The following is a 24250-nucleotide window of genomic DNA, read 5'->3' on the forward strand; positions in this document are numbered from 1 at the left end:
ATAAGCCGGGATGAAGAACAGCTAACGACGCGGTGCCGATCCAGGCAAGTGGAAAACAGCCGACTTATTCACAATTGGCGCAGCCGCGGAAAATGCTCCGCGGCAAATGTGGAAAAGACTCGCGGCGATGACAAAGTGTCACGCGTATCAACCGCTCGTCCACAGGCCCGGTCAAAATCTCTGTGTCGCTAATTGACTGAATCAAAAGGCCTTTATTCGCCTATCTGCACTGTTTTTCCAGATGGCGCAGTTGTTGTCCCGGCGCGCTTCATTCCGATCCGCAACCGTGGACAAGTTGGTGGGTTGTTTTAATCCTTGATACCCACCGACTCTAAGAAATAGAAACCTTCTAAATATCTTTGATTTTAGATTGGGAGAGATGATCCGTGACCGAAACGCGCAGAAAGGTTCTGGAGGTTTTGGCAGGGAAGATGGTGTCTCCTCCTCCGATCTGGCTCATGCGCCAGGCCGGCCGATACCTGCCGGAGTACAGGGCAGCGCGGGCTAAGGCCGGAAGCTTCCTCGATCTCTGTTACACGCCGGATCTCGCAGTCGAGGTGACGCTGCAGCCGATCCGTCGATATGCTTTCGATGCCGCCATTCTCTTTTCCGATATCCTGGTCATCCCGGATGCTCTGAAACGCAATGTGCGCTTCGAGGAAGGTCATGGGCCGCGAATGGATCCGATCGATGTCGACGGCATCCTTAGCCTGAAGCCTGAGGGCATCGCCGAGCACCTCCAGCCGGTATTCGAGACGGTGTCGCGGTTGCGCGCCGAACTCCCCGGAGAAACGACGCTGCTCGGCTTCTGTGGCGCTCCCTGGACGGTTGCGACCTATATGATCGCCGGACACGGAACGCCGGACCAGGCCCCTGCCCGTCTCTTCGCTTACCGCAATCCGGAAGCCTTCGATCACCTGCTGTCTTTCCTTGCTGATGTCTCGGCCGATTATCTCGTGCGGCAGATCGATGCCGGCGCCGATGCGGTGCAGATCTTCGATTCCTGGGCGGGGGTTCTCGGCGAGGAGGAATTCGCCCGTTATGCCGTCAAGCCGGTTCGCCGGATGATCGCTTCGGTCCGGGCGCAGCGGCCGAACGCGAAGATCATCGCCTTTGCGAAAGGCGCCGGTCAGCTACTGAAGACCTATCGCCAGGCGACGGGCGCCGATGCCATCGGTCTTGACTGGACCGTGCCGCTTTCCTTTGCGCAGGATCTGCAGAAGGAAGGGCCCGTCCAGGGCAACCTCGATCCGATGCGGGTCGTTGCGGGCGGCACGGCGCTCGCGGAAGGCATCGACCGTATTCTCGATGCGCTTGGCCATGGACCGCTGATCTTCAATCTCGGCCATGGCATCACGCCGCAGGCCGATCCGGATCACGTGTCGGCCCTGGTTGCCCGGGTCCGCGGAGCAAGCTGATGGCGGAGAAACAGACCGATCAGGCGCCCGGCAACAGGGCGCGGCTCAGGGCAGCGATTGCGCTCGGCGCTTTCGTCGCGCTTCTTGTCGGTCTGTTCCTTTGGCAGCCGGATGATCTCTATCTCTGGATCAAGGCGCTGCATGTCATCGCGGTCATGTCCTGGATGGCGGCCCTTCTCTACATGCCGCGCCTCTTCATCTATCACACCGACGCCGAGCCGGGCTCGGCGCAGGCGGAAACCTTCAAGATGATGGAGATGCGGCTTTTGAAGGTCATCATGAACCCGGCGATGATGATCTCCTGGGTGCTCGGGCTTTACCTCGCCTGGAGCGTCTATGGCTTCCAGGGCGGCTGGCTGCACACCAAGCTCCTGTTCGTGGTGCTGCTGACGGGTGTCCACATGCGCTTCAGCCGAGCCGTTCGCGAATTTCAGCGTGACGAAAACAAGCACGACGCGCGCTATTGGCGGCTGATGAACGAGGCCCCGACGCTGCTGATGATTCTCATCGTGATCATGGTCGTGGTGAAGCCATTCTGAATTTAATCGATTTGTGGTTTGCAATAGTCGTTTCTAATTTGCGACAGCCCCTTGCGGGGTTTCACGTGAATCGCTATTTTCTGCCATCTCCTCTTCATGGCTTGTGACAAAGACAAGAGCCTGCCTCTTCCAGCCGCAGCTCCCCAACGAATACTCGCCATCTCTCCATTACCCATACCAAACATGGATCCTTCATGGCTGAAATGAAGCTACAAGAACTCAAGAACAAGACGCCGACCGATCTGCTCGCCTTTGCCGAGGAGCTCGAGGTCGAAAACGCCAGCACGATGCGCAAGCAGGAGCTGATGTTCGCGATCCTCAAGATGCTTGCCGCACAGGATATCGAAATCATCGGCGAAGGCGTCGTTGAAGTCCTGCAGGATGGGTTCGGCTTTCTCCGTTCCGCGAATGCAAACTACCTTCCCGGTCCCGACGACATTTACATCTCGCCTTCCCAGATCCGCCGCTTCTCCTTGAAGACCGGCGACACGGTCGAGGGCCCGATCCGCGGACCGAAGGAAGGCGAGCGCTACTTCGCCCTGCTCAAAGTCAACACCATCAATTTCGACGATCCGGAAAAGATCCGTCACAAGGTTCACTTCGACAACCTGACGCCGCTCTATCCGAACGAGCGCTTCAAGATGGAACTCGACGTTCCGACGTCGAAAGATCTCTCCGCCCGCGTCATCGACCTCGTGGCGCCGCTCGGCAAGGGCCAGCGTGGCCTGATCGTCGCGCCGCCGCGCACCGGTAAGACCGTTCTCCTGCAGAACATTGCGCATTCGATCACCGCCAACCATCCGGAATGCTACCTAATCGTTCTCCTGATCGACGAGCGTCCGGAAGAAGTGACGGACATGCAGCGCTCGGTGAAGGGCGAAGTCGTTTCGTCGACCTTCGACGAGCCGGCAACCCGCCACGTGCAGGTGGCCGAAATGGTCATCGAAAAGGCGAAGCGCCTTGTCGAACACGGCCGCGACGTCGTCATCCTGCTCGACTCGATCACCCGCCTCGGCCGCGCCTACAACACGGTCGTTCCGTCATCGGGCAAGGTCCTGACCGGTGGTGTCGACGCCAATGCCCTGCAGCGTCCGAAGCGCTTCTTCGGTGCTGCTCGTAACATCGAAGAAGGCGGCTCGCTGACGATCATCGCGACCGCGCTGATCGATACCGGCAGCCGCATGGACGAAGTCATCTTCGAAGAATTCAAGGGTACCGGTAACTCGGAAATCGTGCTCGACCGCAAGGTCGCCGACAAGCGCATCTTCCCGGCTATGGACATCCTCAAGTCCGGTACGCGTAAGGAAGACCTGCTGGTGCCGCGCCAGGATCTGCAGAAGATCTTCGTGCTCCGCCGCATTCTGGCGCCGATGGGCACGACCGATGCGATCGAGTTCCTCATCGACAAGCTCAAGCAGACGAAGAACAATGGCGACTTCTTCGACTCGATGAACACGTAAAACGCAGTCGATATCCCAAATCAGAGACCGGCCGACCTTACTCGGTCGGTTTTGCTTTCCAAAAAACTTAGCCGGATTCACAGTAGGTATTGATTCGGCTTTGCAACAATCGGGATCATCTGGATCTCGATTCCGCGATTGTTTCCGGCTGATTCACGTGAAACATGCCGATGCCGTGAAACACGCGCGTGGCAGCACCTTGATATTTCAACGCCGTTTCGGCATAAGCTCCCCGACCCGTTGAGATACAGTTTTCATTCTGCGTGAGCCAGCTCCGCGAAGTGAAACGATCCGGTCCCGAACTTCGATGATCCCCATTGTTTCGACCAGCGAACTGCATAACGGCTTTCGCGGTCTTTCAGGTGAGCCAATGACAGCGATGCACACGATATATGCGCTTTCCAGCGGGGCCCTGCCCTCTGGCGTCGCGGTCGTGCGTGTCAGCGGCCAGCACACCGCGGCGGTCTTACAGGCATTGTGCGGTGACGTGCCGTTGCCGCGAACAGCGACGCTCAAATCGATTCGGACCCGCAACGGTCTTGTGATCGATAGCGGCCTTGTTCTCTATTTTCGCGCGCCTGCCTCCTTCACCGGCGAGGATTGCGCTGAGTTTCAGATCCATGGCGGCCGCGCTGCGGTAAACGCCCTGCTCGAGGAGCTCTCCCAGTTCGAGGGCTTGCGGCACGCCGAAGCGGGCGAGTTTTCACGGCGCGCCTTCCAGAACGGCAAGCTGGATCTGGTGGAAGTCGAGGGGCTCGCCGACCTGATCGTTGCCGAGACCGAAATGCAGCGCCGCCTGGCGATCGAGCATTCTGGCGGCGGGCAATCGAAGGTCTATGCGGCCTGGGCGAAACGCCTCACCCATGCGCGGGCGATGATCGAGGCTGAGCTCGATTTTGCCGACGAGGACGATGTGCCGGGTTCGGTGAGCGAGCGTATCTGGCAGGACATGGCGACGCTGGCACAGGAGATCGCCGCCCACATCGCTGATGCGCCGCTCGCCGAGATCATCCGGGACGGGTTGAAGATCGTCATCGCGGGCGAGCCGAACGCCGGCAAGTCGAGTTTGCTCAATGCACTGGCGCAGAGGGATATCGCCATCGTCACGGAAATCGCCGGAACGACGCGCGACGTACTCTCAGTCGACCTTTCATTAGCCGGATTCTCTGTCAAACTTTACGACACTGCGGGATTGCGTGAAACCGACGAACGTGTCGAGCAAGAGGGTATCCGTCGCGCGCGAGAAGTTATCGAGCGGGCAGATCTGATCCTCCTTCTGTCGGAGTCGATGGGCGGCTTCGACTCTTTGTCCGAGATCGCCGCTGACGGCACGCCCGTTTTGCGGGTGGCAACAAAGATCGATCAACCGGACCGGCGGTGGTCTCCCGATGCGGCCGACGTCTTTATTTCGGTCAGGACCGGTGAAGGCATGGATCGCCTGTTGGATGCGATCGCCAGTCACCTGCCCGACCTTAGTGGCCGCACCGCACTCGCTTTGCCGTCGCGTCGCCGCCATGTCGATAGCCTGCGGCAAGCACTTCGAGCAATCGAAGCAAGCTTGGCGGGGGAAAGTTATGGTCTCGACATCCGAGCTGAACAGCTTCGTCTCGCTGGCGATGCCATCGGGCGGATTACCGGCCGGGTGGATGTCGAGAACCTCTTGGATGTGATATTTTCCGAATTCTGTATTGGAAAATAGTCTGTGGAAACAACGATACAACGTTTGCGAGTCCTTCGTTGTGTTTCACGTGAAACGAATCGTGCCGGCGCGAAGCGGTGCTGGTTTGGAGATATGAACAATGATCCAGTATGACGTCATCGTCATTGGCGGCGGCCATGCGGGCTGCGAGGCGGCAGCCGCGGCTGCGCGTCTCGGTGCTAATACGGCACTGATTACCCACAAGGCGTCGACCATCGGCGTGATGTCCTGCAACCCGGCGATTGGTGGATTGGGCAAGGGTCACCTGGTGCGCGAGATCGACGCGATGGACGGCCTGATGGGCCGCGTCGCCGATGCCGGCGGTATTCAGTTTCGCCTCCTCAACCGGCGCAAGGGCCCTGCTGTCCGCGGTCCGCGCACACAGGCTGACCGGCGCCTCTATCGCGAAGCCATGCAACGCGAGATCGCCGCCATCGCCAACCTGACAGTCATCGAGGGCGATGCTTTCGACCTTGTCGAGGCGGACGGAAAAGTCAGCGGCGTCGTGATGAAGGACGGGCGGTCGTTTGTATCAAAGTCCGTGGTCCTGACGACTGGCACCTTCCTGAAGGGCTTGATCCACATTGGCGATCAGAAGATCCCTGCCGGCCGCGTTGGCGAAGAACCATCGGTTGGTCTTTCCGGGACGCTGTTGCGCTACGGTCTGAAGCTTGGCCGCTTGAAGACCGGTACGCCGGCACGCCTCGATGGACGCACGATCGACTGGGATCGTGTCGGGAGGCAAGGCCCGGACGAGGATCCTGTGCCCTTCTCCTTCATGACCGACCGCATTTTGAACCGGCAGATTGATTGCGGTGTGACGCGCACGACGGAGGCAACGCACAAGATCATTACCGACAACATCGGCAAGTCGGCCATGTATTCGGGCCAGATCGAAGGTGTCGGCCCGCGCTATTGCCCGTCGATCGAAGACAAGATCGTCCGCTTTGGCGAGCGCGACGGCCATCAGATCTTCCTGGAGCCGGAAGGCCTCGACGATGACACCATCTATCCGAACGGGATCTCGACGTCGCTGCCCGCCGATATCCAAGACGCGTTCATTCGAACGATCCCCGGCTTGGAGAATGTGACGATCCTGCAGCCCGGCTATGCCATCGAATATGACCATGTGGATCCGCGCGAGTTGAATGCGACACTGGCGGTGCGCAAGATGCCCGGCCTGTTCCTGGCGGGACAGATCAACGGGACGACCGGTTACGAGGAAGCTGGCGCGCAAGGATTGGTCGCGGGTTTGAACGCGGCTTTGCTTGCGACCGGACGACCGGAGGTGATCTTCAGCCGCACCAATTCCTATATCGGCGTCATGATCGATGATCTGACGTCGCGCGGCATCACTGAACCCTACCGCATGTTCACATCTCGCGCGGAGTATCGTTTGTCGCTGCGAGCCGACAATGCCGATGCCCGTCTCACACCATTGGCGATGGAACTCGGCTGCGTCTCCGATGCGCGCCGTGATCGTTTTGTCGATTGGCGGGCTCAGTTCGACGACGGTCGGCAACTGTTGAAGAGCCTTTCGGTGACACCGGCGGAAGGCAATCGCCATGGCCTGAAGTTGAACCAGGACGGGCAGCGGCGCACTGCCTTTGAGATCCTCTCCTATCCGGAGCAATCGATCGCTTCGCTGCTGCCGATCTGGCCGGAGCTGTCGTCGATTGGCCCGCGGGTCGTCGAGGCGCTAGAGATTGATGCTGCCTATGCGGTCTATATGGACCGCCAGGCGGCGGACATAGCCGGCATTCGTCGTGAGGAAAATCTGGTCATTCCCGATGGCTTTGACTTTGACAAACTGTCGGGCTTGTCCAATGAGCTGAAGCAGAAGCTGAAGCAGCAGGCACCGCGAAACCTGGCGCAGGTGATGAAGGTCGACGGCATGACCCCGGCCGCGGCGTCGCTGATTCTTGCCTGGTTGAAGCGCCAGAACGGAACCGTAGAACGCGAAGAGAAGGCGAATGCACAATGAAAACGAGTCCAGTCGACGTGTTGAACGGACTGCGTGTTTCACGTGAAACGAATGAACGACTGGAGCATTTTGCCCGCCTCTTTCAGAAATGGGCGAAGTCGATCAACCTCGTGGCGCCCTCGACGATCGAGGATTTATGGCGCCGTCATATCGTCGACAGTCTGCAGCTTGCGCAACTGTCTCCCGAGCCGAAGACCTGGGTTGATCTCGGCAGCGGCGGCGGCTTCCCGGGTGTCATTACGGCGATCTATCTCTCGGAGTTCGCCGACGGCTGGGTGCATCTCGTCGAAAGCAACAACAAGAAGGCCGCATTCTTGCGAGTCGCTTTGGCCGAAACGGGTGCACGTGGCTCCGTTCATCCGATTCGGATCGAAGAAGCTGGAAAGGTGATTCCGCAGGCAGACGCAGTTTCCGCGCGCGCATTGGCCGACTTGACGCTGTTGCTCGACTATTCGGCGCCGTGGTTGCTGGCCGAAGAGCGCAAAACGGTCGCCTACTTCCACAAAGGGCGGGATTACCAGCGCGAAATCGACAAAGCCATTGGCCGCTATCAATTCGATCTGGTAAAACATCCAAGCGTCGTCGAGCCGGATTCTGTTGTGCTCGAGATCGCAAATCTGTCACGCAAGGTTCAGTGATCGGCGAGCGGAAACATGTTTGGCGCAAGAAATCGGATCATCACAATCGCAAATCAGAAGGGTGGAGTTGGTAAAACGACGACCGCCATTAATCTGGCTACCGCTTTGGCGGCGATCGGCGAGCGCGTCCTCATCGTCGATCTTGATCCGCAGGGCAATGCCAGCACCGGTTTGGGTATTCAGCGGCGCGATCGAAACCTCTCGTCCTACGAGCTGATGATGGGATCCCATGGGATCGGCGAGATCGCGCAGCAAACCGCCGTTCCGAACCTCTCGATCGTGCCTTCGACGATGGATCTTCTTGGCGTCGAGATGGAGATCTCGCGGGAAGCAGACAGGGTTTTTCGGTTGCGCAAGGCATTGGTTAGCCCGGCGGCGATGGAATATTCCTACGTACTCGTCGATTGCCCACCGTCGTTCAATCTGCTGACGATGAATGCCATGGCGGCCGCACATTCCGTGCTGGTGCCGCTGCAGTGCGAGTTCTTCGCCTTGGAAGGCCTCAGCCAATTGCTGGAAACCGTGGACCAGGTTCGCCGATCGGTAAACCCGTCATTGGATATCCAGGGCATCGTGCTGACGATGTTCGACTCGCGCAACAATCTCGCCCAGCAGGTCGTCAGCGATGTCAGGACCCATCTTGGCGACAAGGTCTATCACACGCTCATCCCGCGCAACGTTCGCGTCTCGGAGGCGCCGTCCTACGGCAAGCCTGCGATCCTCTACGATCTGAAATGTGCCGGAAGCCAGGCCTACCTGCAGTTGGCATCGGAAGTGATTCAGCGTGAGCGCCAGCGCAAGGCGGCATAATCATTTCGGCAGCGTAATTTAAATCGGGTGACAATATGAACGACGATAGCTCGAAGAGACGGCTTGGTCGCGGACTGGCGGCGTTGATCGGTGAGATGGACCAACCGCTGCAGACCGGCGCCGCAGCCCCTGCCCCGGTCAATCCGGACCGACGGGTGCCGATTGAGTTTGTGTCGCGCAACCCGCGCAACCCGCGCCGACAGTTCGATGAAGCCGAACTCCAGGATCTCGCCAATTCGATTCGCCAGCATGGTATCGTTCAGCCCGTTGTCGCCCGCACCATTGGTGTCGACCGATACGAAATCATCGCCGGCGAACGCCGCTGGCGGGCCGCACAGTTAGCCGGATTCACCGAGATTCCGGTGATCATTCGCGACGTCGACGATCGGACGGCGCTGGAGATCGCCATCGTCGAAAACGTTCAGCGCTCTGACCTCAACCCGCTTGATGAGGCGCTGGGCTATGAACAATTGATTGCCGAGCACGGCTATACGCAGAACGATCTCGGTGAAATCATCGGCAAGAGCCGCAGTCACGTCGCCAACAGCCTGCGGCTGCTGAAACTGCCGGAACCGGTGCGCGACATGCTGTCGGAGGGCACGCTGTCCGCGGGTCATGCACGGGCGCTCATTCCCACGTCGGATCCGGCGACGCTGGCCCGGACGATCGTCGCCAAGGGGCTTTCGGTGCGTGATGCCGAGCGCATGGCCCAGAACGATATCCGCGCGCAGAACGATCCGAATTTCGGCAAGACAGCGCGCCGCGACGAGAAGGATGCGGATACGCTGGCGTTGGAACGCACCCTGTCGGATAGCCTTGGCCTCGAGGTGACCGTCAACCACAAGGCGTCTGGTGGCCATCTCCGCATCGCCTATAAGACGCTCGATCAGCTCGAGGAAATTTGCCGCCTGCTTGAGCGCCGGTGAGAGCTTCAAGCGGCATTTTCAGAACTCCCGAAGGGCGCGCCTTGTACGCAAAGCGCGTCCTAATCTATTGATTCACTTAATCTTTCTGTCTCACCGGGCTTAGTAGAAGCCTCCGTATCCGTGCCGGGCGTAATTACCGGCGAGGAAAGTGACAGAAGCAATCGATTGCTACAGGCTGGGTTCCCTTTGCGTCAACCGCATCAGCGCCGTGCGGATTGCACGGCGATCGCCATGAGATTCTGCAAGACCAGGCTTTCTTCCAGGCTGGCACGGCTGCGGCTTTGAAAGATCGTCGTCTGAAGACGATTGAGTTCACGGCGTATCGCCGGCGCCGTCCATTGCTTCAAGGCGGCTTCGACGATCGGCTTGCGCCGGAAATGTAGACCGCGGCCGAGCGTGGCAATGACCTGCCCTGCCTGCTGGCGACTGGCATCCATTTCGGCGCGCATCACGTCGAGCTGCTGGAACTGTCTTAGGCAGGCCTGCAGCACCAGAAACGCCGGTGTCTTCGACGTGGTGATCTTCTGCATCGCATGCAGCAGACCGTCGAGATCGCCCTTCAGCACGGCGTCGACTGCGTCGTCAACGGAAATGGCGCTGGCGTCGCCGACGATGTCTAGGACATCCTCCTCGTCGACGGCCGTCTTGCCGCGGCAATAAAGGGCGAGTTTGCGCAGTTCATTGCGTGACGCCAGGCGATCGCCGCCAAGCGCCTCCAGCAGGCGCGCACGGGCGGCCGGCGTGATTCCCAGCTTCTCGTCGCCAAGTTCCTTGTCGATCAAGGCCTGCAGGCCGCGAATGTCGTCGCTGTAACAGGCGATGCAGGCCACAGAACGGGCCGTTTCGCCGATCTTGCGAAGCGCGGCACCCTTCTTCAGGTCACCGGCCTCGACGATCACATAGCTTCCGGACGGCGGTTCGGCGGCCAGAAGCTGCATCGCGTCGACGAGCGACTTCTCGTTGGCCGCACCCCGTACCCAGATGAGCTTGTCACCTCCGAAGAGGCCGATCGAATTGACCTCATCGAGCAACCGGCCCGGCGATTGCGTCAGCTCGCTGACATCGAGTTTCAGGACGGAAAAGGGATCATCCAGCGGCACGCCGCAGCGCGCGGCGAGCGCGGACGCACGCTCGGAGACGAGCCCGCGGTCGGGCCCGTAGAGAATGAACAGCCGATAGACCCCGGCGGACTTCTGGAGGAAGGAGTCGAATTCGTGCGACTTGACTTCGCTCATCCCGACACCGACTAGCGGCTGAGGGCCGCGGCGATATCAGCCCGGATCAGCTCGGCCAGTTCCTTTGCGGCGCGGTTTTCGCCGTCGCGGATGGCGCGCAACTTGGCAAATTCCTGGACCGGGAAGTCAACGAGCGCGACCGCCGTACGGTTGCCGGACTTGATCGTCTCGCCCGTGCCGATCTTCGTCAGGTTGTAGTCCGCCTTGACGACGATGCGTCCGGCGCTGGCGCGGTCCACTCGGTCCTTGTCCTGATCATAGAGCACGCCCATGGCACGGGTCGTGACCTCCAGTGCCAGGTGATACTGCGGGTTTACCGGTTCGCCCTGCCCGCCCGCCACAAGGAAGATCAGGTCGTTGCGGACTTCCTGTTCGACCCGGTCGTCGGCATCGGAGATCTCGATCGCCGCCAATGCCGTCGACGTGCCGACAGGATCGGAATAGAGCGGCCTGACCTGGCAGCCGGCGAGCGCGGTCAGCAAAAGAACACCTGCCAGCACCGGGATCGACCGGATGCGGGCGCCAGCTCTATCAGACAACGACATTGACGATCCTCTGGGGCACGACGATGATTTTCTTGGGGCTGCTGCCGTTGAGCGCAGTCTTGACGGCATCAAGCGCCAGGACGGCGCTTTCGATCGCACTCTGATCCGCATCGCGGGCGATTGTCAAATCGGCGCGCTTCTTGCCGTTGATCTGTACCGGAAGGGTGATTTCGTTCTCGACGACCAGCGCCGGGTTGAAAGCTGGCCAGCCGCGTTCCGCGATCAGCCCCTCGCCACCGATTTCACGCCAGCATTCCTCGGCAAGGTGCGGCGTCATCGGCGCGATCAGGTTGATCAGGATCGTCGTGGCGTCCTTTACGGCGCCAGCGAGTGCCGCATCCGCCTTGCCGGCGGCAACCTGGGTCAACGGCGCGGCAAGCGTGTTCACCAGTTCATAGATGCGCGCCACGGCCTTGTTGAAGGCGAGCTTGTCATAATCCGCCTCGACGGCGCGCAGCGTCTTGTGAGCGGCCTGCGAAACGGCAAGGGCTTCGCCTTCAGACGCCGGTGCAGCCTCGGTCGCGCGCAGCTTTTCGGCCGCCTCGCTCACCAAACGCCACACGCGCTGGACGAAGCGATGCGATCCCTCGACACCGGCTTCGGACCAGATAACGTCACGATCCGGGGGCGAATCGGAAAGAACGAAGAAGCGGGCCGTATCGGCGCCGTAGGAAGCGATGATGTCGTCGGGATCGACGACATTCTTCTTCGACTTCGACATCTTCTCGATCGAGCCGATGGCAATTTCCTCGCCGGTCTCAAGCAGTACGGCGCGGCGTCGTCCGTCGATCTCTTCGATGCGGATCTCAGCCGGCGTAACCCATTCGCGCTGGGCGCCCTCGCCGCGGCTATAGGTTTCGTGCACGACCATACCCTGGGTGAACAGACCCTTGAACGGCTCGTCGATCGCGACATGGCCGGTTGCCTTCATCGCGCGGGTGAAGAAGCGCGAGTAGAGCAGGTGAAGGATCGCGTGTTCAATGCCGCCGATATATTGATCGACCGGCAGCCAGTGGTTGGCGACCTTGGGGTCGGTCGGATTGTCTTCCCAGGGTGCGGTGAAGCGCGTGAAATACCAGGACGAGTCGACGAAGGTGTCCATCGTGTCCGTCTCGCGCCGGGCATCCTTGCCGCAATGCGGGCAGGCGACGTGGCGCCAGGTCGGGTGACGGTCGAGCGGATTGCCTGGCTTGTCAAAGGTGACGTCCGGCGGCAGCACGACAGGCAGATCGGCTTTCGGAACCGGCACGACGCCACAGTCGTCGCAATGGATGACCGGGATCGGGCAGCCCCAATAGCGCTGGCGCGAAATGCCCCAGTCGCGCAGGCGGAAGTTCACCTTGCGCTCGGCGCGCGGCGTGCCGTTGAACGTTTCCTTTTCCAGCTTCGAAGCGACCGTCTCGAAGGCGTCTTCCGTCGACAGGCCGTCGAGGAAGCGCGAGTTGATCATCACGCCGTCGCCGATATATGCCTCGTCGCCGATTGCAAAGGTCGCGGCATCACCGTCCTTCGGCATGACGACGGGGACGACCGGCAGGCCGTATTTGCGGGCGAAATCGAGGTCGCGCTGGTCGCCGGAGGGGCAGCCGAAAATGGCGCCCGTGCCGTAGTCCATCAGCACGAAGTTGGCGACATAGACCGGCAGCTCCCAGCTCGGATCGAGCGGGTGCTTGGCGCGAATGCCGGTATCGATGCCCTTCTTTTCTGCCGTTTCCAGTGCAGCGAGCGACGTGCCGGCGCGGCGGCATTCCTCGCAGAATGCCTCGACCTCCGGATTGGTGGCTGCCACCTGCCTGGCCAGCGGATGGTCGGCGGCGATCGCCAGGAAGGAGGCGCCGAAGAGCGTATCCGGACGGGTCGTATAGACGGTGAGCTCGGCCGCGTCACCAGCGGTACCGTTCACGAGTTCCCAACGCAGCGACAGGCCTTCCGAGCGGCCGATCCAGTTCTTCTGCATCAGGCGCACCTTCTCGGGCCACTGATCCAGCGTGTCGAGCGCGTCGAGCAGTTCCTGGCTGAAGTCGGTGATGCGGAAGAACCATTGCGTCAGCTCGCGCTGTTCGACCAGAGCGCCCGACCGCCAGCCGCGGCCGTCGATCACCTGCTCGTTGGCGAGCACGGTGTTGTCGACCGGGTCCCAGTTGACCTTCGACTGCTTGCGATAGACGAGACCCTTCTCCAGGAAGTCCAGGAACAGGTGCTGCTGGCGCTGGTAGTAGGCGGGGTCGCAGGTCGCAAATTCGCGGTTCCAGTCGAGCGACAGGCCCATGACCTTGAGCTGCGCCTTCATCGAGGCGATGTTCTGGTAGGTCCAGCTGGCCGGATGCACGCCACGTTCCATGGCGGCGTTTTCGGCCGGCATGCCGAAAGCATCCCAGCCCATCGGGTGCAGCACGTTGAAGCCGCGGGCGCGCTTGTAGCGCGCCACCACGTCACCCATGGTGTAGTTGCGCACGTGGCCCATGTGGATGCGGCCCGACGGATAGGGGAACATCTCGAGCACGTAGTACTTTTCGCGCGGATCGTCGTTCGCGGTCTGGAAGACCTCGTTCTTTTCCCATTCCTGCTGCCAGCGGGGCTCGGCATCACGCGGATTGTATCGTTCGCTAGACATGTCTTTTCGATGTTCCGGAAGTTCTGCGGCGCATAAGGCGCCCTCATGATAGTTGGCGTGACCTTCACCACGAAACCGCCTGACGGTCAAGTTTTTGAAGGGTTTGCCGCGACACTTTGGCGGATTTGAGCCTGCCGGTGTGGCCATGGCCTTGGCAAGTCGCTCAAGTTTGCCTAAGCCGCTCGGTCAGTGGTTTGATAGTTCCTTGTCGGAGAACGGGTCGATGGAAGTCCAAGAGCGGTTGCAGGATGTCGTGAGCCGGATTCAGGCGGCGGAGAAGTCTGCCGATCGCGCCGAGGGCGCCGTTACGCTGGTCGCGGTTTCCAAGACCTTCGACGCCGATACCATCCGGCCGGTGATCGCGGCGGGCCAGCGGGTCTTTGGCGAAAACCGGGTGCAGGAAGCGCAGGGCAAGTGGCCGGAGCTGAAGGCGGAGACATCCGACCTCGAACTTCACCTGATCGGCCCGCTGCAATCGAACAAGGCGGCCGAGGCCGTGGCCCTGTTCGACGTCATCGAGACCGTCGATCGCGAGAAGATTGCCCGCGCGCTCGCGGCAGAGATGCAGAAGCAGGGCCGGAACCTCAGGTTCTACGTTCAGGTCAACACGGGGCTCGAGCCGCAGAAGGCCGGCATCGCACCGGAGGAGACGGTCGCCTTCGTCGATCTCTGCCGCCGGGAGCTGGGCCTTCAGATCGAGGGGCTGATGTGCATTCCGCCGGTCGAGGAAAATCCCGGCCCGCATTTTGCCCTGCTTGCGAAGCTCGCCGCCGCCTGCAGGCTCGACAAGCTGTCGATGGGCATGTCCGGCGATTTCGAGACGGCCATCCAGTTCGGCGCCACCAGCGTTCGCGTCGGTTCGGCCATTTTCGGCGCGCGCTGACGAAAGAGTGTAGGAACTTGCAATTCCAGCGAACCCTTTCACGCTTTCGCTGGAATTGCTCGAGCTCGACGCATACCGCTTTCGTCGGGGTTCCCCTGCCCACTCATTAGCCTATCCTTGCGCATGAGGAGGCCGGACATGTCCGGCAACATGCACAGGGAGGAACGGAAATGGCGAGTCGCTATTCCGAAGTGTACGCCGCCTGGAAGGCGGATCCGCAGGGTTTCTGGTCTGGTGCCGCCGACGCCATCGATTGGTTCGAACGTCCGCAGCGGGCCTTTGACGCCGAGCGTGGCACCTATGGGCACTGGTATGCCGATGGCCTGACGAATACCTGCTACAACTGTCTCGACCGTCATGTCGAAGCGGGGCGCGGAGAGCAGATCGCCTTCATCTATGACAGTCCGGTCACCGGTCGGGTCGAGCGCATTTCCTATGCGGCCCTGCTCGCCGACGTGAAGGCGCTGGCCGCCGTCTATCGGAAGCTCGGCATCGGCAAGGGTGACCGCATTATCATCTACATGCCGATGATCCCGCAGGCGGCGGTTGCCATGCTTGCTGCCGCCCGGATCGGCGCCGTCCATTCCGTGGTCTTCGGCGGTTTTGCCGCCAACGAATTGGCGGTGCGCATCGACGATTGCCAGGCGAAGCTCGTGGTTTCCGCAAGCTGCGGCATCGAACCCGGCCGGACCGTCGCCTACAAGCCGTTGCTCGATGCGGCGCTGGAGATCGCTACCCACAAGCCGGCGCATTGCCTCGTCTTCCAGCGCGAAATGGCGGAAGCCGCCATGACGGAGGGACGCGACATCGATTTTGCTGCGGCGCTGGCCGCGGCGAAGCAGGCGGGCGAAGAGGTCGGATGCACGCCCGTTGCCTCCACCGATCCGCTCTATGTGCTCTACACCTCAGGCACGACCGGCCAGCCCAAGGGCGTGGTGCGCGACAATGGCGGTCACATGGTCGCGCTCAAGTGGTCGATGGAGAATTTCTTCGGCGTCCAGCCGGGCGAGGTGTTCTGGGCCGCCTCCGATATCGGCTGGGTCGTCGGCCACTCCTATATCGTCTATGGGCCGCTCCTGAACGGCAGCACCTCGATCCTCTTCGAAGGCAAGCCGGTCGGAACGCCTGATCCCGGAACCTATTGGCGGATCATTGCCGAGCACGGCGTCGTGGTGATGTTCACGGCGCCGACGGCGTTGCGGGCGATCCGCAAGGAGGACCCTGACGCTTCCCATGTCGGCCGCTACGACCTGTCGCGCTTCCGTGCGCTGTTCCTTGCCGGTGAGCGGGCGGACCCTGACACGATCCGCTGGGCAGAAAAGGCGCTTGGCGTGCCCGTCATCGATCACTGGTGGCAGACGGAGACCGGGTGGCCGGTGGCCGGCAACCCCATGGGCCTCGGCCTGTTGCCGGTCAAATATGGGTCGCCGTCCGTTCCGTTGCCGGGATATGATGTTCAGATCCTCGACGATGCTGGGCATCCGGTCGGCCCGGGGACGCTCGGCAATGTCGTCGTAAAACTGCCGCTGCCGCCCGGCTGCCTGCCGACGCTCTGGAACGCCGACCATCGCTTCCGCGCGGCCTATCTCGACGAGTTCCCCGGCTACTACAAGACCGCTGACGCCGGTTATCTCGACGAGGACGGCTATATCTTCATTATGGCGCGCACCGACGACATCATCAATGTTGCCGGTCATCGCCTCTCGACCGGGGCGATGGAAGAAGTCTGCGCCAGCCATCCCGATGTCGCCGAATGCGCCGTCATCGGCATCGCCGACGATCTGAAAGGCCAGGTGCCGGCGGGCTTCCTGGTGATCAATTCCAATGTTTCCCGTGAAACGTCGGAGATCGAACGCGAAGTGATCGGCCTCGTTCGCGAGCGCATCGGGCCGGTGGCGGCGTTCCGGATGGCGATCTGCGTCAAGCGGCTGCCGAAGACGCGCTCAGGCAAGATCCTGCGGGCAACGATCCAGAAAATCGCCGATCGGCAACCCTGGAAAATGCCGGCGACGATCGACGATCCGCTTATCCTCGACGAGATCACCGTGGCCTTGCATGGCCGGGGAATCGGAATCTAGAGGCTTTCTGAGCCGGCTTATGATGTGAGCGCCGTGGCGCTCGCATCAAGACCTGGCAACCATTGCGAACCAGTCGCTGAAGGCCGACACCGCCTTTGAGCGTGCGGTCTTGGTGATGAGAAAATAGCTTTCGTTTTCGAGCGTGGCGATATCGGAGAGTATCACGAGATCGCCGCTCCCGATTTCGCGCCGGAAGACTTCGACGGGGCACAGTGCCACGCCATGGCCGGCGATGACGGCCGTGGCGAGAAGGTTGAAGTCCTGGAAGATTGGACCTCGCAAGGCTTGCCCCGCTGCCACCCCTGCCTTGGCGAACCAATCGCGCCAGCGCGAGGTTGTCTCGTCATGCAGCAGATCGGCGGAAGCGATCGCCTGCGCCGTCCTCAGGTCCCCTTTCCGTTCGATGTAGCGTGGGCTGGCAACCGGCCGGTTGATTCGTGAAAACAGCCGGTCTGAGCGCGTCCCTTCGCTTGTATCGGCGCCGAGGGTGATGAGGATATCGCAGCCGGTTTCGCGCAATTGCTGCTCGGCCATGGCGTAGACGACCCTGACGTCGACGTCCGGGTGATCGCGGAGAAACTCTCCGAGTGCCGGTATCAGCCAGCGCGTGGCGATCGAAGGAATACAGGCGACGCTCACTTGCGCCTTGGCATTCAGTCGCAGCAACTCCGTTTCCGCGGCGATGCGCTCGAAGGCTGATGTCAGCGTTGCTGCCAAGCTCTCGGCTTCCGCCGCCAGCCGCACACCACGTTTCTCCCGCACGAAGAGCGGCCGGCCGAACCACTCCTCCAGCAGGCGGATCTGGTGGCTGACGGCGGCATGCGTCACGTGCAGTTCGTCCCCGGCGCGGGAGAAACTTGCCAAACGCGCCGCAGCTTCGAAGGCGCGCAGCATGCCAAGTGGCGGCAGTGTCATCTGTAAGATTTCCTCAGCTATTCCGTGAGGAATCGTCGTTTGATCGGCTGCCGATGTCAACGGATACTGGTTTCATCACGGGAATGAGCGGGAAGCTCGCCCGGAAACATTAGAAATCTTTACAGATGGAGAGACCCATGTTCGTGCGCAGCCTGCAGCAAGTCGAGGCAACCGATCATTTCGTCGAATGGGGCAGCGGTACCAGCCACCGCCTGCTTACCGAGAAGGATGGCATGGGTTTCACCGTATGCCACACGGTCGTGCGCGCTGGCACCGTGTCGCTGCTCGAATACCGCAACCATCTGGAGGCGTGCTACTGCATCGCCGGCCACGGTGAGGTCGAGGACATGCAGGGCAAGATCTTCCCGATCACCAAGGGCGACATTTACGTGCTGGACCAGCACGACAAGCACTATCTGCGCGGCGGCAAGGACGAGGATCTGATCCTCGTCAGCATCTTCAATCCGCCGCTTAAGGGAACCGAGCGTCACAACCTCAACGATCCATCCGGTTCGGCTTACTGAACACTTTCTTGAGCACAGGCCAACAAAAAAGCCCGGATCGTCGATCCGGGCTTTGATCGAACTGGACGGTGATCAGTATTGATCGTCGTCGTCCTCGTCCTTGCGGTCCGACTTCAGCGACTTGAGCTTGGCGAAGACGGCATCGGCGTCGATTTCCTTCTCTTCTTCGCGCTCGTAGCTGAAGCCGAGCTTTTCGGTTTCCTGAGCCGACTCCAGCGTCTGGCCGAGTTCGGCAGCCGTCGGCAGCGGACGGCCCTTGGAGGCGCGTTCGACTTCGAGGTCGAGGTCGATCTGCGAACACAGGCCGAGGGTCACCGGATCCATCGGCGTCAGGTTAGCGGAGTTCCAGTGGGTGCGCTCGCGGATCTGTTCGATCGTCGACTTGGTCGTGCCGACGAGGCGCGAAATCTGCGCGTCCTTCAACTCGGGATGGTTGCGTACGAGCCAGAGAATGGCGTTGGGGCGATCCTGGCGCTTGGAGACCGGCGTGTAGCGCGGACCCTTGCGCTTGGAATCGGGAACGCGGACCTTCGGCTCCGAAAGCTTCAGCTTGTGGTTGGGGTTTGCTTCTGCGCGCGCGATCTCGTCACGCGAAAGCTGGCCGGTGGCAATCGGGTCGAGGCCCTTGATGCCCTGCGCGGATTCACCGTCGGCGATCGCCTTCACTTCAAGCGGGTGCAGCTTGCAAAACTGCGCGATCTGGTCGAAGGACAGCGCGGTATTGTCAACGAGCCAGACGGCTGTTGCCTTGGGCATAAGCAGTTGCTGAGCCATGGATATAGTCCTTTTGTCCGTCCGCGCCGGTGTCGCGGGCCGTGGAGTCTACCACTGATTTCCGGGAAATGTGGGCCTCTATACCGTCCTTGTCTCAAAATTGCAATTCTTCAGTTCCAAATGTCCTTTTGTCTAATTGCGGCGGGGATTTGACCTGCTATGAATGTGCGCGAGCGAGCGCCCCGGGGAGGGGTCGCCGGCATCGAAATGCGCAGGGAGGAAAAAATGTCCGCCAAGATCTATCCGGTGTTGAAGTCTGCCAAGAGCCGGACGTTGCTCGACAACGCCACTTACCTGAAGTGGTACGAGGAGAGTGTTTCGGACCCGGCAAAGTTCTGGGGCAAACACGGCAAACGGATCGATTGGTTCAAGCCCTATACCAAGGTCAAGAACACCTCTTTCAAGGGTAAGGTTTCGATCAAGTGGTACGAAGACGGCCTGACCAACGTCTCCTACAACTGTATCGACCGCCACCTGAAGACGCATGGTGAGAAGACCGCGATCATCTGGGAAGGCGACAATCCCTATATCGACAAGAAGATCACCTACAACCAGCTCTACGAACAGGTTTGTCGCCTCGCCAACGTGCTGAAGAAGCACGGCGTAAAGAAGGGCGACCGCGTCACCATCTACATGCCGATGATCCCGGAAGCGGCCTATGCGATGCTCGCCTGCGCCCGCATCGGGGCGATCCATTCCGTCGTCTTTGGCGGCTTCTCGCCGGACGCGCTGGCCGGCCGTATCGTCGACTGCGAGAGCACTTTCGTCATCACCTGCGACGAGGGTGTGCGCGGCGGCAAGCCGGTACCGCTCAAGGAAAACACCGACACGGCGATCGATATCGCGGCCAAGCAGCATGTCATCGTCAACAAGGTGCTGGTGGTCCGCCGCACCGGCGGCAAGACCGCCTGGGCGCCTGGCCGCGACCTCTGGTATCACCAGGAAATCGCGACCGTGAAGCCGCATTGCGAGCCGGCGAAGATGAAGGCGGAAGATCCGCTGTTCATCCTCTATACGTCGGGCTCGACCGGCAAGCCGAAGGGCGTGCTGCACACGACCGGCGGTTACCTCGTCTATGCGTCGATGACGCATGAATATGTCTTCGACTACCGCGATGGTGAAGTCTATTGGTGCACGGCGGACGTCGGCTGGGTCACCGGCCACTCCTATATCGTCTATGGTCCGCTCGCGAATGCGGCGACGACCGTGATGTTCGAAGGTGTTCCGAATTTCCCGGATGCCGGGCGCTTCTGGGAAGTGGTCGACAAGCACAAGGTCAACGTCTTCTATACGGCGCCGACGGCGATCCGCTCGCTGATGGGGGCTGGCGACGAGTTCGTCCAGCGTTCGTCGCGCTCGTCGCTGCGCCTGCTCGGCTCGGTCGGGGAGCCGATCAACCCGGAAGCCTGGGAGTGGTATTACAACGTTGTCGGCGAGCAGAAGTCGCCGATCGTCGATACCTGGTGGCAGACGGAGACGGGCGGCATTCTGATCACGCCGCTGCCGGGCGCGACCGATCTCAAGCCCGGTTCCGCGACCCGGCCGTTCTTCGGCGTGCAGCCGCAGCTCGTCGACAATGAGGGCAACGTGCTCGAGGGCCCTGCCGACGGCAACCTTTGCATCATTGATAGCTGGCCGGGCCAGATGCGTACGATCTATGGCGATCACGCGCGCTTCGCCCAGACCTACTTCGCCACCTACAAGGGCAAGTATTTCACTGGTGATGGCTGCCGTCGCGATGAGGACGGCTATTACTGGATCACCGGTCGCGTCGACGACGTCTTGAACGTCTCCGGCCACCGTCTCGGCACGGCTGAAGTCGAATCCGCGCTGGTGTCGCATCACCTGGTCTCGGAAGCCGCCGTCGTCGGCTATCCGCATCCGATCAAGGGCCAGGGCATCTACTGCTATGTCTCGCTGATGGCCGGCGAGATCGGCAATGATGATCTTCGCGCAGCTCTGGTGAAGCACGTTCGTTCGGAAATCGGACCGATCGCCACGCCTGACAAGATCCAGTTCGCGCCCGGCCTGCCGAAGACCCGCTCGGGCAAGATCATGCGGCGCATTCTGCGCAAGATCGCCGAAGATGATTTCGGAACGCTCGGCGATACGTCAACGCTCGCCGATCCGGCTGTCGTCGACGATCTGATCGCCAACCGTCAGAACAGGGCCTGACGCTCTCGGCCGCTGTCTATCCCGTTGGGTGGGCAGCGGCCGCTTCGATCGAAACAAGCAAGCTTCGCCGGTGAAGTGCGGTGTCGCGACGTGCAATGTTTTGCGCGCATTGCGGCTTTGTGAGCCGGATTCAGATCGCGACCAACGGCTGACAGCTCGCAGCCTCAAATTCAGAAATCGATCGCCCGCCCCTTGATCTCCCAGTCGCCGTAGCGGGCAGGATCTTCACCGCCGCGCCCGCCGATTTCCGGCGGCAATTCCTTCGTGACCTCCGCCCGACGTCGCTCTTCGGCTTCCTTCAGTGCGCGTATGGCTGCAGGCGGCAGTGGTCGCTTCGGACGATCGGGAGCATTGTCATTGTCGTTCTGCATCTGAACGTATCCGGATTCGAGCATCAATATTGAAGAACGGGGCATTTGCACCCATCATATAGGATGCCATTCCCAGAACGGGAACCCTGATTCACGTGAAACATCGACGATCCGGAGACTTTGATGAACCTTGTCCGCACCGCCATGCTGCTTGCAGTCATGACCGCCCTGTTTATGGCGGTGGGCCTCGCCATCGGTGGACGTGGCGGCATGATGATCGCCTTCGTCATCGCTGCGGGCATGAACTTCTTCTCCTACTGGAACTCCGACAAGATGGTGCTGCGCATGTATCGCGCCCAGGAAGTCGATGAACGCAGCGCACCGGAATATTACGGCATCGTCCGTGATCTCGCGCGAAATGCCGGGCTGCCGATGCCGCGCGTCTATGTCATCGACAACCCGCAGCCGAATGCGTTCGCCACCGGTCGCAACCCGGAAAATGCCGCGGTTGCCGCCTCGACCGGCCTGCTGCATGCGCTGAGCTATGATGAAGTCGCGGGCGTGATGGCGCATGAACTGGCGCACGTCCAAAATCGCGACACCCTCACGATGACGCTGACGGCGACGCTTGCGGGTGCGATCTCGATGCTCGGCAACTTTGCCTTCTTCTTCAGTGGCAACCGCGAAAACAATAACCCGCTGGGCTTCATCGGCACGCTGGTCGCCATCATCGTGGCACCGCTGGCGGCGATGCTGGTGCAGATGGCGATCAGCCGCACCCGTGAATACTCCGCAGACCGGCGCGGCGCCGAGATCTGCGGCAAGCCCATGGCGCTGGCCTCCGCCCTGGAGAAGATCGCCGGCGCTGCCCATCGGATTCACAATGACGAGGCCGAGCGCAATCCGGCCACGGCGCATATGTTCATCATCAACCCGCTCTCCGGCGAGCGCATGGACAATCTGTTCTCGACCCATCCGAACACGGAAAACCGGATTGCGGCTCTGCAGCAGATGGCCCAGGAAATGTCTTCGGGCTCGACGCCGCCGGTTCGTGCTGATAATCCCGTGCGCAAATCGCGCTCTGTGCCTCCTACCGGTTGGGGTCGCGGTGGTTCCGAACCGCCCAAAGGTCCCTGGTCCTGATGTCCGCAGAAAACAAAAACGATTCACGTCCGAAACGATCACACGGAAACGGCGCCGCGGCAAAATCGAAGAAGCCCGCCGCTCCGCGCGGCCCGGAAAAACCGGGTCTCAGGGCACGGCAGGCCGCCGCAAAAATTCTGGCCGCGGTCATCGACCGCAAGACCTCGCTTGACGGGATGCTCGACAGCGAGCACGGCAATCCGGCCTACCGCGAGCTCAACGAGGCCGATCGCGCGCTCGTTCGGGCAATCCTGAACTCCGCACTTCGCCATCTGCCACGCATCCAGGCCGCCATCGGTTCGCTGCTGCAGACGCCTTTGCCGGAGGGCGCACGCGCGCTCGAGCATGTGCTTGCCGTGGCGGCGGCACAGATCCTCTATCTCGATGTGCCCGATCATTCCGCCGTCGACCTCGCCGTCGAGCAGGCGCAGGCGGATCCGCGCAATCGGCGTTTCGCCAATCTCGTGAATGCGGTTCTTCGGCGGCTGTCGCGTGAGAAGGATGCCATTCTCGAAAGCATGCGGGAGGTGCCGGCGATGCCGGACTGGTTCTTTGAGCGCCTGATCGCCCGCTATGGCGCTGGACCAGCCCAGCAGATCGCCGAAGCGCAGCTCACACCGGCGGCAATCGATCTATCGGTCAAATCGGAACCGGCAAGCTGGGCCGAGCGTCTCGGCGGCACTGTCTTGCCGACGGGCTCGGTTCGTCTCGGCGCATTCTCCGGCGCCATCCCTTCCTTAGCCGGATTCGAAGAGGGCGCCTGGTGGGTTCAGGATGCCGCCGCATCGATCCCCGCGCGGCTGTTCGGTGACCTTAGCGGCAAGCGGGTCGTCGATCTCTGTGCCGCACCGGGCGGCAAGACCGCTCAACTCATCCTCGCCGGCGCCGAAGTGACGGCGCTTGATCAGTCCGGCAGCCGCTTGCGCCGGCTGAAGAGCAACCTGAAGCGGCTCGGCCTGGAGGCGGAGACGAAGGAAGTCAACATGGCCGACTTCCAGCCGGAAACGCTGTTCGATGCGGCCTTGCTCGACGCGCCCTGCTCGTCCACCGGCACGACCCGTCGTCACCCCGACGTGCTGTGGACCAAGGGCCCGGAAGATATCGCGAAGCTCGCCGCCTTGCAGGAGCGGTTGCTCCGCCACGCGCTCACCGTGGTCAAGCCCGGCGGCATCGTCGTCTTCTCCAATTGCTCCCTCGATCCGCTCGAAGGCGAAGAGGTCGTCCAGCGGGTGGTCGGTTCGGGCGCCGTCTATGAGCGGGTTGCGATCTCCCGCGCGGATTGGCCGGGGCTGGAGGACGCAATCACGCCGCTTGGTGAGATGCGCACTACGCCGGCCATGCTGCCGCTCGATGCGCCCTTTGCCGGCGGCCTCGATGGCTTCTACGCGGCAGTGATTCGCCGCAAATAGCACCGCTGGCCCGCGGTCAGGCCGGTCAGGATGGGCTCAAGGCCCTGTCTTGCCGTGTCATTTGACGCTTTCGCGCCAGGGGCCTATCAAAGATGGCAAGATTGATAAAAGTTTAACGGTCTCTCTGGCACCATGCGGCGGCTGGCGCGAGACCATCGCCCGTTCAGATG

Annotated in this window: 20 protein-coding genes; 14 read left to right on the plus strand and 6 right to left on the minus strand. The window is 61.3% G+C overall.

Features of this window, described 5'->3' with window-relative positions:
• The first annotated feature begins 386 nt into the window (after positions 1-386).
• From hemE to AC0C6X_RS07645, 8 genes are all read left to right on the plus strand, one after another.
• Positions 387-1418, plus strand: coding sequence for a uroporphyrinogen decarboxylase (hemE, locus tag AC0C6X_RS07610; RefSeq protein ID WP_472952390.1), 1032 nt, complete (start codon positions 387-389; stop codon positions 1416-1418).
• Positions 1415-1957, plus strand: a complete 543-nt coding sequence (gene hemJ, locus AC0C6X_RS07615) for a protoporphyrinogen oxidase HemJ (protein ID WP_472952688.1) — start codon at positions 1415-1417, stop codon at positions 1955-1957. The genes hemE and hemJ overlap by 4 nt, the downstream gene beginning before the upstream one ends.
• A 194-nt stretch (positions 1958-2151) precedes the next feature.
• Positions 2152-3417 carry a transcription termination factor Rho gene (gene rho, locus AC0C6X_RS07620; RefSeq protein ID WP_089044254.1) on the plus strand — a complete coding sequence of 422 codons (1266 nt, stop codon included), beginning with the start codon at positions 2152-2154 and terminating at the stop codon, positions 3415-3417.
• A gap of 370 nt (positions 3418-3787) precedes the next feature.
• On the plus strand, positions 3788-5116 hold the full coding sequence (mnmE, locus tag AC0C6X_RS07625) for a tRNA uridine-5-carboxymethylaminomethyl(34) synthesis GTPase MnmE (RefSeq protein WP_173517944.1): 1329 nt from the start codon (positions 3788-3790) through the stop codon (positions 5114-5116).
• A 100-nt stretch (positions 5117-5216) separates the two neighbouring features.
• On the plus strand, positions 5217-7100 hold the full coding sequence (mnmG, locus tag AC0C6X_RS07630; RefSeq protein WP_472952394.1) for a tRNA uridine-5-carboxymethylaminomethyl(34) synthesis enzyme MnmG: 1884 nt from the start codon (positions 5217-5219) through the stop codon (positions 7098-7100).
• The gene (gene rsmG / locus AC0C6X_RS07635) at positions 7097-7738 is read left to right on the plus strand and encodes a 16S rRNA (guanine(527)-N(7))-methyltransferase RsmG (RefSeq protein WP_173517942.1); all 642 of its coding nucleotides are present in this window, start codon (positions 7097-7099) and stop codon (positions 7736-7738) included. The genes mnmG and rsmG overlap by 4 nt, the downstream gene beginning before the upstream one ends.
• A 15-nt stretch (positions 7739-7753) precedes the next feature.
• Complete coding sequence (locus tag AC0C6X_RS07640) at positions 7754-8548, plus strand: ParA family protein (RefSeq protein ID WP_247959340.1); 795 nt, start codon at positions 7754-7756, stop codon at positions 8546-8548.
• Between the two features lie 35 nt (positions 8549-8583).
• Positions 8584-9474: a ParB/RepB/Spo0J family partition protein gene (locus tag AC0C6X_RS07645; RefSeq protein ID WP_247959341.1), complete on the plus strand. Its 891-nt coding sequence runs from the start codon at positions 8584-8586 to the stop codon at positions 9472-9474.
• Between the two features lie 200 nt (positions 9475-9674).
• Here the strand turns inward: AC0C6X_RS07645 and holA are convergent, their stop codons facing one another.
• Genes holA through leuS form a run of 3 tightly spaced genes read right to left on the minus strand, consistent with a single transcriptional unit; the run spans position 9675 to position 13868 of the window.
• Complete coding sequence (holA, locus tag AC0C6X_RS07650) at positions 9675-10709, minus strand: DNA polymerase III subunit delta (protein ID WP_247959342.1); 1035 nt, start codon at positions 10707-10709, stop codon at positions 9675-9677.
• Positions 10710-10720: 11 nt separating this feature from the next.
• Positions 10721-11254, minus strand: a complete 534-nt coding sequence (gene lptE / locus AC0C6X_RS07655; protein WP_173517938.1) for an LPS assembly lipoprotein LptE — start codon at positions 11252-11254, stop codon at positions 10721-10723.
• Positions 11241-13868, minus strand: a complete 2628-nt coding sequence (leuS, locus tag AC0C6X_RS07660; RefSeq protein ID WP_472952397.1) for a leucine--tRNA ligase — start codon at positions 13866-13868, stop codon at positions 11241-11243. Before leuS ends, lptE begins: the two co-directional genes overlap by 14 nt.
• A gap of 223 nt (positions 13869-14091) precedes the next feature.
• On the opposite strand from leuS, the gene AC0C6X_RS07665 reads away from it, so the two are divergent.
• Positions 14092-14751 (plus strand): YggS family pyridoxal phosphate-dependent enzyme, encoded by a 660-nt coding sequence (locus AC0C6X_RS07665; RefSeq protein WP_173517936.1) that lies wholly within the window; start codon positions 14092-14094, stop codon positions 14749-14751.
• A gap of 170 nt (positions 14752-14921) precedes the next feature.
• Positions 14922-16829 carry a propionyl-CoA synthetase gene (locus AC0C6X_RS07670; protein ID WP_472952399.1) on the plus strand — a complete coding sequence of 636 codons (1908 nt, stop codon included), beginning with the start codon at positions 14922-14924 and terminating at the stop codon, positions 16827-16829.
• 45 nt (positions 16830-16874) lie between these two features.
• Here AC0C6X_RS07670 and AC0C6X_RS07675 read toward each other — a convergent pair whose 3' ends face one another.
• Positions 16875-17744 carry a LysR substrate-binding domain-containing protein gene (locus tag AC0C6X_RS07675; RefSeq protein ID WP_472952401.1) on the minus strand — a complete coding sequence of 290 codons (870 nt, stop codon included), beginning with the start codon at positions 17742-17744 and terminating at the stop codon, positions 16875-16877.
• A 137-nt stretch (positions 17745-17881) separates the two neighbouring features.
• Between AC0C6X_RS07675 and AC0C6X_RS07680 the strand changes: the two genes are divergently transcribed.
• Positions 17882-18268 carry an ectoine synthase gene (locus AC0C6X_RS07680; RefSeq protein ID WP_173517933.1) on the plus strand — a complete coding sequence of 129 codons (387 nt, stop codon included), beginning with the start codon at positions 17882-17884 and terminating at the stop codon, positions 18266-18268.
• A 72-nt stretch (positions 18269-18340) separates the two neighbouring features.
• Here the strand turns inward: AC0C6X_RS07680 and AC0C6X_RS07685 are convergent, their stop codons facing one another.
• Positions 18341-19042 carry a DUF1013 domain-containing protein gene (locus AC0C6X_RS07685; protein ID WP_173517932.1) on the minus strand — a complete coding sequence of 234 codons (702 nt, stop codon included), beginning with the start codon at positions 19040-19042 and terminating at the stop codon, positions 18341-18343.
• A 225-nt stretch (positions 19043-19267) separates the two neighbouring features.
• Between AC0C6X_RS07685 and acs the strand changes: the two genes are divergently transcribed.
• Positions 19268-21217, plus strand: a complete 1950-nt coding sequence (gene acs / locus AC0C6X_RS07690; protein WP_173517931.1) for an acetate--CoA ligase — start codon at positions 19268-19270, stop codon at positions 21215-21217.
• A 170-nt stretch (positions 21218-21387) separates the two neighbouring features.
• Here the strand turns inward: acs and AC0C6X_RS07695 are convergent, their stop codons facing one another.
• On the minus strand, positions 21388-21588 hold the full coding sequence (locus AC0C6X_RS07695) for a DUF1674 domain-containing protein (RefSeq protein WP_173517930.1): 201 nt from the start codon (positions 21586-21588) through the stop codon (positions 21388-21390).
• Positions 21589-21711: 123 nt separating this feature from the next.
• Here AC0C6X_RS07695 and htpX point away from each other — a divergent pair, with 123 nt between their 5' ends.
• Positions 21712-22671 (plus strand): zinc metalloprotease HtpX, encoded by a 960-nt coding sequence (gene htpX / locus AC0C6X_RS07700; protein WP_173517929.1) that lies wholly within the window; start codon positions 21712-21714, stop codon positions 22669-22671.
• A complete protein-coding gene (locus AC0C6X_RS07705) occupies positions 22671-24080 on the plus strand; it encodes an RsmB/NOP family class I SAM-dependent RNA methyltransferase (RefSeq protein WP_472952404.1) in 1410 nt (469 codons plus the stop codon). The genes htpX and AC0C6X_RS07705 overlap by 1 nt, the downstream gene beginning before the upstream one ends.
• Positions 24081-24250 lie beyond the last annotated feature (170 nt).

The organism is Ensifer sp. VA4, from assembly GCF_055710065.1.

Coding starts and splice junctions, on each gene's coding strand:
- AC0C6X_RS07675 (WP_472952401.1), bottom strand. CDS start 17,744: ATGACACTGCCGCCACTTGGCATGCTGCGCGCCTTCGAAGCTGCGGCG.
- rsmG (WP_173517942.1), top strand. CDS start 7,097: ATGAAAACGAGTCCAGTCGACGTGTTGAACGGACTGCGTGTTTCACGT.
- AC0C6X_RS07645 (WP_247959341.1), top strand. CDS start 8,584: ATGAACGACGATAGCTCGAAGAGACGGCTTGGTCGCGGACTGGCGGCG.
- htpX (WP_173517929.1), top strand. CDS start 21,712: ATGAACCTTGTCCGCACCGCCATGCTGCTTGCAGTCATGACCGCCCTG.
- AC0C6X_RS07670 (WP_472952399.1), top strand. CDS start 14,922: ATGGCGAGTCGCTATTCCGAAGTGTACGCCGCCTGGAAGGCGGATCCG.
- holA (WP_247959342.1), bottom strand. CDS start 10,709: ATGAGCGAAGTCAAGTCGCACGAATTCGACTCCTTCCTCCAGAAGTCC.
- mnmE (WP_173517944.1), top strand. CDS start 3,788: ATGACAGCGATGCACACGATATATGCGCTTTCCAGCGGGGCCCTGCCC.
- leuS (WP_472952397.1), bottom strand. CDS start 13,868: ATGTCTAGCGAACGATACAATCCGCGTGATGCCGAGCCCCGCTGGCAG.
- AC0C6X_RS07705 (WP_472952404.1), top strand. CDS start 22,671: ATGTCCGCAGAAAACAAAAACGATTCACGTCCGAAACGATCACACGGA.
- mnmG (WP_472952394.1), top strand. CDS start 5,217: ATGATCCAGTATGACGTCATCGTCATTGGCGGCGGCCATGCGGGCTGC.
- AC0C6X_RS07665 (WP_173517936.1), top strand. CDS start 14,092: ATGGAAGTCCAAGAGCGGTTGCAGGATGTCGTGAGCCGGATTCAGGCG.
- AC0C6X_RS07680 (WP_173517933.1), top strand. CDS start 17,882: ATGTTCGTGCGCAGCCTGCAGCAAGTCGAGGCAACCGATCATTTCGTC.
- lptE (WP_173517938.1), bottom strand. CDS start 11,254: ATGTCGTTGTCTGATAGAGCTGGCGCCCGCATCCGGTCGATCCCGGTG.
- AC0C6X_RS07685 (WP_173517932.1), bottom strand. CDS start 19,042: ATGGCTCAGCAACTGCTTATGCCCAAGGCAACAGCCGTCTGGCTCGTT.
- rho (WP_089044254.1), top strand. CDS start 2,152: ATGGCTGAAATGAAGCTACAAGAACTCAAGAACAAGACGCCGACCGAT.
- AC0C6X_RS07695 (WP_173517930.1), bottom strand. CDS start 21,588: ATGCAGAACGACAATGACAATGCTCCCGATCGTCCGAAGCGACCACTG.
- AC0C6X_RS07640 (WP_247959340.1), top strand. CDS start 7,754: ATGTTTGGCGCAAGAAATCGGATCATCACAATCGCAAATCAGAAGGGT.
- acs (WP_173517931.1), top strand. CDS start 19,268: ATGTCCGCCAAGATCTATCCGGTGTTGAAGTCTGCCAAGAGCCGGACG.